Origin of the sequence: Pontibacter kalidii, from assembly GCF_026278245.1 — a bacterium.
GTDB classification, from domain to species: domain Bacteria; phylum Bacteroidota; class Bacteroidia; order Cytophagales; family Hymenobacteraceae; genus Pontibacter; species Pontibacter kalidii.
Genome location: NZ_CP111079.1, coordinates 2,736,962 through 2,749,295 on the forward strand (window position 1 = coordinate 2,736,962; position 12,334 = coordinate 2,749,295).

At 52.8% G+C, this 12,334-nt stretch carries 6 protein-coding genes; all 6 read right to left on the reverse strand.

The window, feature by feature from the left end; all coding sequences use genetic code 11:
• Positions 1 to 58 precede the first annotated feature (58 nt).
• The gene (locus OH144_RS11630; RefSeq protein ID WP_266202412.1) at positions 59 to 2,587 is read right to left on the reverse strand and encodes a beta-N-acetylhexosaminidase family protein; all 2,529 of its coding nucleotides are present in this window, start codon (positions 2,585 to 2,587) and stop codon (positions 59 to 61) included.
• 335 nt (positions 2,588 to 2,922) lie between these two features.
• Positions 2,923 to 4,464 carry a sulfatase gene (locus OH144_RS11635; RefSeq protein ID WP_323134715.1) on the reverse strand — a complete coding sequence of 514 codons (1,542 nt, stop codon included), beginning with the start codon at positions 4,462 to 4,464 and terminating at the stop codon, positions 2,923 to 2,925.
• Positions 4,465 to 4,479: 15 nt separating this feature from the next.
• Entirely contained in the window at positions 4,480 to 5,994 is a 1,515-nt protein-coding gene (locus OH144_RS11640) for a sulfatase family protein (protein WP_266202413.1), read from the reverse strand.
• Between the two features lie 24 nt (positions 5,995 to 6,018).
• Entirely contained in the window at positions 6,019 to 6,831 is an 813-nt protein-coding gene (locus tag OH144_RS11645; protein ID WP_266202414.1) for a glycoside hydrolase family 16 protein, read from the reverse strand.
• A 180-nt stretch (positions 6,832 to 7,011) separates the two neighbouring features.
• On the reverse strand, positions 7,012 to 8,919 hold the full coding sequence (locus OH144_RS11650; RefSeq protein WP_266202415.1) for a RagB/SusD family nutrient uptake outer membrane protein: 1,908 nt from the start codon (positions 8,917 to 8,919) through the stop codon (positions 7,012 to 7,014).
• A gap of 93 nt (positions 8,920 to 9,012) precedes the next feature.
• Positions 9,013 to 12,270 carry a SusC/RagA family TonB-linked outer membrane protein gene (locus OH144_RS11655; RefSeq protein WP_266202416.1) on the reverse strand — a complete coding sequence of 1,086 codons (3,258 nt, stop codon included), beginning with the start codon at positions 12,268 to 12,270 and terminating at the stop codon, positions 9,013 to 9,015.
• Positions 12,271 to 12,334 lie beyond the last annotated feature (64 nt).

Consider the following 12,334-nt stretch of genomic DNA (forward strand, 5'->3'; position numbering starts at 1 on the left):
TATGGATTGCTTACTTAACTGAAGGTTTAAATTTAAGTGGATAATTTCAGGTCGTTCCTTAACTGGCTGGTTCCTGCTTTACCAGCTCGTAAATGCGCACCGGCTGCTTGCTTTCGGTCGAGAAAGTGAGCTTCGACACATTCTTGAGTTTGCTGCTATCGATCCGGATGTAGCTGCCGTTGCCGCTGTAAATGGTTTGCTGCTTTCCGTTTCTGCCGGGTGCAGTGATCGTATAGTTGGCACCGTCGTTTTTCAGCAAGATGACTAGGCCAGCTCCTCTCAGTTCCTTTGGCAGCGTTACCGTCACCGGCTGCTGGCTGGTCAGGGTCTGATAGGTGTTTATACTTTTGTCATGGGCAAAAACCGACTCGTTCGCTCCGGCAACAGGCTTCACCTTCAGACGAAGCTCCTTCAGGTAAAAATTCTGCCGTTTATCGGAGGCGTTACGGAAACGCACATACTTTATACCTGGGTCAGTGAAAGCTATACTTCCTTTGCCGCGCTCTGCTGTTGTTTCGGCTTTCGTCCATACTTTCCCGTCTTTGGAGGTCTCAAAAACGCCCCAATTCAGCAGGTTATTGTTGCTCAGGTTAAAGTATAAAGCCTGCGCCTGCAAGGCCTCCGACGGTTTAAAACCGATGTACTCGCCGCTATCCAGGTAGGCCACCTCCAGCATGGGCGAGTAGGCAATGCCGTTGTTGTTGTAGAGCAGTGGTTGGGTGGCCAACCGCTGAGACTGGCTGTAGCTTGTGGGGACATCGGTATTTATACTTGCTACACTTTGATTTTCGCCCACGAAATGGTTGCCGGTTATTTTGAAAACCTCCTCCACAAAAGGCATGAGCACCAGCGAGCCGGTTTTAACGCCAGGCTGGTAAGGATTCTGGTTGAGGGTGGCATCCACAGTAGCCATACTATCCAGCACAGCCTCCAGGCGCAGGTACTCGGCCCAGGCGGCGGCAGGGTTCAGGTTCATACGGTTATTTACCATATCTATCGCATGGCTACCGGCTTTGCCCAGCTGCTCGAACTGCAGCAGCCACGGCGACAGCTGCTCTACCAGGCGCTTGTTCTGACTTTTGCTTCGGATTTCGGAAGGGGCCTTGGCTATACTTTCAAACTCTTGTTTTATCCTGTTGGCTTCCGCCGCTGAAGGGTGCAGCCCGTTTTGATAGGTTTCCAGGAACGCTTCGATATAAGGTTTGATCTCTACCGACTCATCGCGGCGGTAGCGGTGGCCGTTCGGCCCTGGATCGCTGTTGTGGGCGTTGAAGGTGCGGAAGGCCACCGGCGCCTCCGGCATCACATATTGGTTAGCTGCCTCCCAGGCCTGCTGCGGATCGTAGGCTTGCATGTTCCAGCTATACAACGCCACGCCAAAGATCGCCACCTTCGAGGCCTCCGCCTTGTCCATCGGGTTCGACACAAAGCCCGACATATCATACTTCGCCTCGGTGTCGATGCCATAGGATGGGCCCATGAGCAGGTGGTTACGCACGTAATCGCTCACCGGGAAATTCCACCACACATAAGCTGGGCGCTGGATGCGCTTGTTCACCCATTCCAGTCCTTCTTTGGTAATGTCGTGCACCACGGTGTTGCCTGTCCACATCACGTGAATGGCCGGGTCGAGCTGCTCGCCCAGGATGTCGAGATAGGTGCCCGGTTCTTTATTCGCCCAGCCTTTGTTGTACTCGGTGGGGCACATGATCAGCGGCGCCACGTCCTTTTTCTTTTGGATGAACTGGCGCTGGATGAAGTTGAGCAGGTTAGCCTGCATCCTGGCATCCGTTCCGGCGCCGGAGATGTCATCGAAGAAAACCGCAAACGCACGCACGCCCAGATCATACATCTGGTTAAACTTCGTGATGATGGCGCTGCTGTCGGCCTGGTTCCACTGAATGTCTTTGCCCGGATGGATGGCCCACACAAAATCCACCTTGTTGCGTTTTGCTTCCTGCACCACTTCTTTTAGCTGCTCCTCCTCCTGCGGAGGGTATGGCTTGCGCCAGTTTGGAGAGGAATGGTACGGATCGTCCTTGGGGCCGTAGATGTAAGTGTTGAGCTTGAGTTTGCCGTAAAAGCGCAGCTGCTCCAGGCGGTCCTGATGACTCCAGGGCTCCCCATAAAACCCCTCCACCGTGCCACGGTACGCTACATCCGGGTAATCGGTGATGGTGGCTTCGGGCAAGCTTATACTTCCGTTCCGCTCTTTCTGCACCAGCTGCGACAGCGTCTGCACGGCATAGAAAACCGAGCGGTCGTCGAAGGCCTCAATAGTTATCTCTTCCGGCGAGATCTCCAGCCGGTAAGCACCGGAGCGCTGCAATTGGGGCTCTCCTTTCCTGAGCTTCTTTACCTTCAGCGGAAGCGATTTGCCTTTCTCGGCCACTGGCACCACCGTCTTCAGCAGGGCTAAGGTAGCCGCATCTTTTTTTAGGCCTTTTACTTTGTAGGCATGGACCGGTGTGAAACGCTGCTGGTTGATAGTTGCCTGCTGCGGCTGCGGCACGATCTGCTGCGCCGTCGCGGCAAAGGAAATCAGAAGTAGAAAGGCAGCGAAGCTGCGCTGGATAAGGGTGAGCATTGTGTTTTGACTTTGTTACAATGGCCCATCCTGACTTAGCAAAGACAGGAGGAGTTATACTTTTATCTTTAGCTGGCACAAGTTTTCAAACCTGTGCCTTATCATGGTGTCGAGTTTATAACTCAACTGGGCCGGAGGCCCAACTATAGCCAGTCACGAGCGAGGACGCTCGCGCCACAAGTATGTTGTTTATTAAGCCTCGCCTGCTGTTCGCAAAGTCTTTCTTCCTGCCACAACTTGGGCTTCCAGCCCAGTCGCTTTACAAATCCGACTCTATATAAGGCACGAGTTGCAAACTCGCGCCAGCAGAAGAAGGCTTATTGTACAATCAAAGCTTAAAGCTTCCCGCCCTCTTTGGCCAGCAAGGCCTTGGCGCCGTCGTCCTCATACTTGTCGAGCAGGCCGTTGAGCTGTTTTTTGAGTTTGGCGGTGATCTTCTCGTAGCCTTTCTTGCCGTAGAGGTTGTGCATCTCCTGCGTGTCCTTCTGCAAATCGTACAGCTCCCACCCTTCCACTCTCTTGTAGAAACGAATGAGCTTGTAGCGATCAGTCTTGATGCCGAAGTGCGGTGACACGGAATGTTCGCCGTTCTCATAGTAGTGGTAGTACATCGCATCGCGACCCTTCGCTTTCTTGTCCGTTAGCAACGGCAGGAACGACTCGCCCTGCATGTCTTTCGGAATAGCCACGCCGGCAGCATCGAGCATGGTCGGGGCGATGTCCAGGTTCATCACGAAGTGCTCTGACTTAGTACCCGGCTTCACTACGCCAGGATACCGCATCACCATCGGCGTGCGGAACGACTCCTCATACATAAAGCGCTTGTCGAACCAGCCGTGCTCCCCCATGTAAAAGCCCTGATCCGACATGTAAATCACGATGGTATTGTCGGCCAGGCCGTTTGCATCCAGGTAATCGAGCGTGCGGCCGATGCTGCGGTCGAGCGAGGCGGCGGTGGCCAGGTAATCGCGCATGTAGCGCTGGTACTTCCACTCCACCAGTTCCTTACCCTTCAGGTTGCGCGCCATCAGGTCTTCGTAGATCGGCTGGTAGTAGGCTTTAAATTTTGCCTTCTGCGCTTCATTCATGCGGGTGATATTGCCGTCCTTGATGTTGTCATAGTCCGGGAACATCTTCAGGTCATAGCCCATGATCATGGTCTCGTCGATGGTCATATCCTGTACCTGAGCAGCCTCGCGGTTGGTATAGTTGTCGTAGAAGTTGGCTGGCAGCGGAAAGGTTTTGTCGTCGAACATGCCCATATCCTCCAGGTCCGGCATCCAGGTGCGGTGCGTGTTTTTGTGGCCGATCACCAGGGCAAAAGGTTTGCTCTTGTCGCGGCTGTCGAGCCACTCTTCGGCCACGTCCTCCGTTACGGAAGACACGTAACCTTCAATCCGCTCGCGGCTGCCGTCCATGTTAATGAAGTCGGGGTTAAAGTAATGTCCCTGGCCCGGAAGTACTTTCCAGTAGTCGAAGCCTTGCGGGTCGCTTTCCAGGTGCCACTTACCCACCCAGGCAGTTTGGTAGCCGCCTTTGCCCAGCTCCTTGATGAAGCTGTTCTGGCTGCCGTCGAAGTGAGAGTTCTCGTTGTCCTTGAAGCCATTCTTGTGGCTATACTTGCCCGTCAGGATCACAGCGCGGCTCGGCCCGCAGATAGAGTTGGTGACGTAGGCCTTGTTAAAGGTAGCGCCTTCTTTGGCAATGCGGTCGATGTTGGGCGTCTGCATCAGGTTGCCGCCGTAGGCACTAATGGCCTGAAACGCGTGGTCGTCGGACACGATGATGACGATGTTTGGCCGCTTTGCCGGCTGCTGTGCCGAAGCCACGAAGCTTCCCACAAAAGCCACTGTCAGTAAGAGTAAATGCTTCATCATACAATATATACTTAATTACCTGCTTTTTCCTTTTTGTTTGATTTCCTGCAATAGCTTAGCGAATTCCTCCACTTTCTCCGGATATTGCGCAGCCAGGTTATGCCGCTCCCCAATATCCTCCCTTAGGTTGTAGAGCTGCGGCTGCTCGCTATTTCCGAGCTCAATAGCAGTCAGCTTGTTATAGGCGGGGCCATTGCTTGGATGTATATACTTCCAATTGTCTTTTACAACTGCCAACGTACTGGCGTGTTGCACCAGTGTTTCCCGGCCTTGCTTTGATTTGCCCATCAGCGCCCTCAGCATGTTGTGACTATCAGGGGCATCTGTTGATGCCAACGGCTGGCGCAACAGATTGGCAAAGGAAGCCAGCAGATCCACCTGCGAGATCAGGGCATCCGACTCTCCGGCTTTTATCTTGCCAGGCCAGCTCACGATCCAGGGCACACGCGTGCCTGCCTCAAAGATGCTATACTTGCCGCCGCGCAAAGGCCCGGCCGGCATGTGTCCGTTTTGCTTTGTCACGGCCTCGTCCTCGTAGCCGTCATCCAGCACAGGTCCATTGTCACTGGTAAAGACGATAAGCGTGTTTTTGGTAAGCCCCTGCAGCTCCAGTTCTTTCACGATTTCCCCCACGGCCCAATCCATTTGCAGGATCACGTCCCCGCGATAGCCTAAGTCGCTTTTGCCTTTGAAGTAGGTGGATGGCATGCGGGGCACATGCGGTTCGGTGAGGGAGTAAAAGAGGAAGAATGGTTGCTTTCTATTCTCCACGATAAAGTCTTTGGCCTTCTGCAGAAAGGTAAGCGGCACTTCCTCATCCGTCCAGCGGGCTTTGGTGCCCCCGCTCAGGTAGCCAATGCGTCCAATGCCATTGACAATGGTATTATCGTGCCCGTGGTTGGGCGAGGCCTTCATTTTCAGGAGTTCCGGATTCTCCTTACCCGTAGGATCGCTGCCGACTTTCTCCCGGTAGTTCACCAGTATCGGATCGGCCGGATCGAGGCCCACTACCCGGTGGTTTTCTATGAAAACGGTAGGCACGCGATCGGCAGTAGCCGGGAAAATAAAGGAGTAGTCGAAGCCTACTTCGTTGGGACCAGGCTTAATATCCTCGTTCCAGTTCTTCTCCACCGCATCACCCAGGCCTAGGTGCCACTTCCCTACGACAGCGGTCTTATACCCAGCCTTTTTGAACACGCCCGGCAATGTGACCCTGTCCGTAGGCACGATCAGCGCGGCATTGCCCGGCAGCACGCCTGTTCCCTGTTTTCGCCAGGGGTACTCGCCTGTCATAAGGGCATAGCGCGAGGGGGTGCAGGTGGCCGAGGTGGCATATCCACGGGTAAAGCGGATACCTTGTTCGGCTAGTTTATCTATGTTTGGAGTGAATACTTTAGTGGCTCCGTAGCTGCTTAGGTCGCCGTAACCCAGGTCGTCCACGTAAATTAGCACCACATTTGGTTTTTGCTGTGCATAGGTAAACGATGCCACGCTAAGTATAGCCAGCAACAGTAGGAATCGTATACTCATACTTTGTCTGCTTCGCATGCTGCTCTATAGCTTAGCCTGTTGTTGATCACTTGTCTGGTAGACCCGCACCCAATCCACTACCATCTGTACGGGTAAGTCTTCGTCTTTTATACTTCCTACCCAGTTGCCGCCCAGCGCCTGGTCCAGGATGATGTAAAAGTCCTCATCGAAGGGCCACTGCACATGATCAGCGTTCTCGAGTTTAGGGTAGGAGAAAGTCTTTTGGCCGTTGATGAAGAAGTCGAGCCGGTCGGGGTACCACTCCAGACCATAGGTGTTGAATTCGCCTTCCTTGAAAGGGGCTGTGGCGAAGTATAGGGGGTTTGTTTTCTGCTGTAGATTATCGATGTGGTGGCTGTGCAGGGTCTGGTATACAATGGAGTCGTAGTTAAGGTGCTCCATAATGTCTATTTCCCCACTGTGGGGCCAGCCGCCATACTTGGCATCCTGCGGCATCAGCCAGATGGCTGGCCAGGACCCTTTGCCTTTCGAGAGCTTGGCCCTTACTTCCACTTTACCATAGCGGAAGGCAAATTTGTCTTTGGTCTGGATACAAGCGGTTTGATATTTGGCTGTGTCGGCAGGGTCTTCGCTGAGGATGCCGCGCAGGTATAACTGCCCGTCTTTGACAAAAGTTGTAGAAGGATTATCGGCGCAGTAGCAGGCCCAGTCGGGGGAACGTCTGCCGGAGAAACTCCACTTAGAGGCATCCGGTGCCCCGTCGGTTTCAAATTCATCTTCCCAGAGCAACACCCAGTCAGAAGTGGTTGCTTTCTGCGGCATGGATGTGCAGGCAGCGCAAAGTATAAGTAGTAAAACCCAGAGTCTCTGTATCATTTTTGCTGAACTTTATAAAAAGGCTAAAGGGGCTGCACAAACCCGGAGGTTCGGCAGTCCCTTTTCACCTTACTAAACTAAAACTACTACTCTCTAAACTAATTATATTCAACCTATGCTGTTTGCCGCCACAGCATGCCCTATTTATACTTTAAGGGCTTGCTGTGGCAGTTATACTTGTTACTCCGTTGCGCCGGCGTTAGCCTGCAGCGGCCAGCCCGGGTTCTGGTAAATCACGGATCCGTCTGCCCCGCCCTGAGAAGTGATCAGGAAGTGCTGTATGGCGATCGGCTCCAGGTAGTGGGCATTCGCCCATCGGTAACCATCTTTCACCAGGTTAGACCCGGACAGGTTCACGCGGTATGGACGCAGGTACGGGCTCTCCGACTTCTTGGAAACGTTGGCAGTTTTACCAGGGGTTTCCGCTTCGATCAGCAGGGAATTGCCTTCCTCATCCACATACCACTCCTGCATTGGCCCCCAGATCTTAAAGCCCTCCACGATGTATGGATTTTGCTTCAGCTGGTCCAGCGCTCTCCAGCGCTTCAGGTCGGTGTAGCGCATGCCTTCGGCCATCAACTCAGTTCGGCGCTCGCGGCGGATGTTGTACAGCGTTGCATCTGAAAGAAGCTGCCCGGCAGAGTAGGCGGCAAAGTCGTTCTTAGCCTCCTGGTTCATATCGGTAGCAGCTATTGTTACCATAAAATCAGGATTAACGCCCGCTCTCTCACGTATGGCTCTCCAGTATTGTTCTGCCTTGCCGTTGATGCTTCCCTCCTTCAGGTAAGAAGCTTCGATGTAGTTCAGGTAAGCCTCCACAGCTCGGAACACGATGCTGCCGGTGGCTCCGCTGCTGCCTTCCGACTCAGCGAAACTGTAGGCCATACCTTTCTTCACAGAATAACCAGTTACGTCACGTGTCTCGGCCAATCCAATAATGTCTGGTTTACCGATAAGTATAGGTGAACCGTCCTGGTTTTTAGCATCCTTATACATCAACTCTCCCGGGGCCTTCATAAACAGCTGTAATCTGTTGTCGCGGTCCTCTTTAACATCTGAGATGAAGTCATCCCCCTGATAGCCTGAGCCTGCCGCATAAATAGGCAGACCGTTGCTCATCAGGAAGTTATCCACAAACCCTCTAGTATATCCGGTGTTGCCGCCGTTGCGGTTCAGGTAGTGGTTCACGTTGTGGCTGATGCCCTGGGTTGGGTCATACTGGCGCCACAGCAGCACTTCATCATACTTACCCAGATTCTGATCCGAGAACATTCTAAAGTAGGGGTTAGTTGAAGAGTCATAGCCGTTGTCTTTGGTGTTGTCTACCAACGGCACTACATCTGCTACCGCAGCCGAAGCTTCCATCGCTTCGGTCAGGAAGTAGTTGATCTCCTCATCAATATTGATATTGAAGTTCTCTACCTTGCCCTGGCCTGGCCAGCCTGGCCCACCCGGTACTTGGGCGGTTCCACGGTGGTAGATCAGCCAAGTAGCCTCGTGCAGGGCAACGCGCGATTTAAAGAGCTGCGCGGCGTGCTGAGAGATGCGATTTTTACCCCCCGGAGGCGCTGTGCTCAGCAACATAATGGCTGAATCCAGATCAGAGATGATGAAGCGCGCCACCTCGTTACGCGGTCTGCGCTTAGAGGCCTGCGTCAGTGGGTCCATCTGGTCCGGCAACGTGCTCTTCACGATAGGAAAGTCGCCGAAAGCCTGCACCTTGCCAAAATATTCGTATGCACGCAGGAAATACCCTTCTCCAATGTAATGCGAAATATTATTGGTGCTACCAGTGATCTTTCCAGCTTTCCAGCGGGGCACTGCTGTCTCCAGGAAATAGTTGACCTGGCGTATGTCATTAAAGTTCCAGCTACCTCCTGCTTGCGGCACGCGCCACTCTCCCGGTACCCAGCGGGTGGCATAGCCACTGGTTGCCTGGTTATCGGTATGGTTATCGTTGCCGAATGTGCCCGGCCCCCAGCCGCCGTGGGTCGGGAAACTATAGCGGGCAATCGTATAGGCTGCCAGGTCTGCCTCGCTCCACAAATAATTCTCAGGCGTTACGTCAGACAGGGGTTCCCTGTCCAAGTAATCGTTACAGCCTGTTATCCCAACAAAGCCGAGAAATAACAGCACTGCATATAACTTATTACTAAATGTTCTATTCATTGCGTTGGGTAATTAGAAGTTAAGGTTAAGGCCGAAAGAGAGCACGCGCGCGTATGGATATGTCTTACCGTCATTCCAACCATTCAAGCCAACAGACTCCGGATCGAAAATATCGATCATGTCCGTGAAAGTGAGTAGGTTCTCACCAGACACGTAAAGTCTTACACGGGATACACCAACCTTAGAAGTAAGATGTGCAGGCAGCGAGTATCCCAACTGCACGTTCTTCAGACGCAGGTAGGCTCCGTTCTGCAGGTAGCGGGTCTGCGTTTGCTGGTTCTTGCCTCCGTACCCAAAGTCTGGGGCAGGGAAGTATGAATCCAGGTTTACACCGGCCACACCAGCCTGTACCATTGGAGAGTTCTCGTCGCGGAAAAAGTCCATGTGCTCTACAAAGCCCGCAGACTGCCACATGCCGCCGTTCACTCCCCAGAAGTATGGGCCGTTTGGCATGTAGTCTCTTTTTCCTACACCCTGGAAGAAGACACGCATGTCAAAGCCTTTCCAGTCGCCTGTCAGGTCCAAGCTATAGCGGTATCTCATGGCGCTGTTACCGATGATACTGCGGTCTCCCGGGTCATCCAGTGTTCCGGCACCACTATTCACTTTTCCATCGCCGTTCAAGTCAGCATACATGATGTCGCCTGGCCCCCAGTTGCGGCCCATGGCACTCTGATCTACTTTCTCCAGGTGTGCATCCATTTCTGCCTGTGTTTTCGCTATTCCTATAGTAGTGTAGCCCCAGATTTCCCCAAATTTTCTGCCGTTGTAATATTGGCTCAGGTTTCCAGTCTCATTAGGATAGTTTGTGACCACTTGATAGTCATCTGCCAGAACAGCACGCACACCGTAGTTGAATTCTCCAATATTATCCTGCCAGCTGGCTTCAATCTCAAAGCCTTTTGACTCCATATCGGTGTTGTTGATGGAAGGAACACCAGTACCCAGTACGACAGGAAGCTCCGGTGCCGGGCCCACCATATCATAGGTTTTGCGCTGGAAGTAATCGAAGTTCAGGTTGAGGCGGTTATTAAGCAGTGCCACGTCAAAGCCTGCGTTCCAGCTGGTTACTCTCTCCCAGGTAAGCAGGGTACTTACAATACCTGGTGCATGGGCCAAATTCGGCCTCTGGCCATCAATCATCCAGCTTCCGTTGCCAACGCTAACAGGCTGCATAGTATAAAAAGGGTACCAGTTAAGTGTCTGCTGGTTACCCAACTCGCCGTAAGAACCTCTGATCTTGAAGGTTTGGATCAGATCATCAAACGTCCAGAAATCCTCATTGGCCACATTCCAACCAGCCGAAACTGACGGGAAGAAATTCCAGCGCTTGTCTCTGATAAAGCGGGAGCTACCATCGTAGCGACCGTTCAGTTCCAGCAGATAGCGCTCTTTGAAGTTGTAGTTCAGACGGCCAAAGAAGCCCGCGATGGCCCAGTGCTGGTATCCTCCTGCCGTAGCCTTGCTATTGTCAGTAGCCGTATTAATAGTCGGCAGCAAAGGGGTGATGAGGCCACTTCTTGAGCCACCCAGGTCACGGGTCTTAGTCAACTCTGAGTTGAAACCGCCCAATACCTTAAAGTTGTGGCTGTCGTTGATGCTGAAAGTATAATCTGAGAAGATGTTGGAGCTGAAATAATCCTCCTTAAAGGCATATTCAGACACATAGGTGTAGCCTGCCGAGTTCCAACCTACAGGGATAGCAAAGGCCTCACCGGCCACATCGTAACCAAAGGCTGGCAACACGTCGCTGTGGTTATTGCGGTTCTGGATTCTATAGTTACCATTAGCAACAATGTTCCAGCCTTTAGCAGGGGTTAAAGTTAACTGAGCCTGCTGATATAACCAGTCTTTCTGATCTTCCACACGGCCACCTTCTCTTAGCTGAGCGATCTCGCTTGGGTCAGACCAGTGCCCGTTGGGATCTCTGGCAGGCACCGTAGGCCAGCGGCGGGCAACGTTGTGGTAGAACAGGTCTGTCTGGTGGGTGGCTTTGGTAAAGTCCTCCCGCACATACCTGGCAGTATAGTTGAACTTGGCAAGCTTGGAGATCGTCGTATTGATCTTACCGGTAAAGCTATATCGCTGGAACTCATCCCCTGCGTGGCGGGTTAGGCCTCCCTGGTCCAGGTAGCCGCCCGATACGTAAAACTGCGTGTTATCCGTGCCGCCGTTCAGGCTAACGTTATGCTCCTGCGAGAAAGATTGGTCCTTGTAATGCTCCTTGAACCAGTCCGTGTTGCCATGCGAACCGGTGTAGTACTGGTATCTGTCGCCGTTGGCATTTGGCACGGTAGCATAGTCAATCTCGCCACGCTGGTACTGCTTGATCCTATCGAGCACCTCCTGCGAGAACTTTGGAGACTCACCGCCGTTGGCGGCTGCTTCGTTAAAGTACATGGCAAACGTATGGGAGTCCATCATAGTGGGCAGCCCCATGGGCTCCGAAACTCGGAAGTTGTTGGAATAGCCCACGCGCGTTTTACCGGCCTTACCTGCCTTAGTCGTTACCAGTATTACACCGAAAGGAGCGCGGGAACCATAAATGGAAGAGGCCGCAGCATCCTTCAGCACCGTTACCGACTCGATATCCTGCGGATTGATGGCATTCAGGTTGCCCTCCATGCCGTCAATAAGTACCAAAGGAGCTGAAGAGGTATTCCCAATCGTACCGGCACCACGGATATTAAAGTTCAGCGGCTGGTTCAGTTCTCCGCCCAGTCCTGTCGTCTGCAGGTTTAGGCCTGGGATGATACCTTGCAATGCCTGACCAGCATTCTGCACAGGCCGCGACTCCAACACTTCTGCGCTTACCGTAGAAACAGAACCGGTCAGGTTAGCTTTCTTTTGCTCGCCGTAGCCCACCACCACCACTTCATCCAGGGCTTTCGAATCCTCACGAAGCGTAACACTGATGGTAGACTTCCCATCAACAGAAACTTCCTGCGGCAGGTAGCCGATATAGGAGAAAACCAGCGTACCTGTACCATTCGGCACATTCAGGCTGAAAGATCCATCAGCACCTGTCGTAGTACCTGTTGAGGTTCCCTTTAAAACAACCGTTACACCAGGAAGGGCCTCTCCATTTTCAGAAGTTACCTTTCCCTGTACGGCACTTGCCTGCCGGGTAGCCTTATTAGCTTCCCCCTCGTTTTGCCGGACCAACTGCTCAGGACTGATCCTGGAGTTGGCCCACACCTCACTGCTAACCGGCCCGCCTAAAGAGGCAGCCAACAGCAGCAGAGTAGATAATTTTGTAGATTTTTTCATATACGCACTATCACTTTTAGTTAGGTTAATTTGGTTATTGTGTTTGATAGTTTCTCGAACTGTG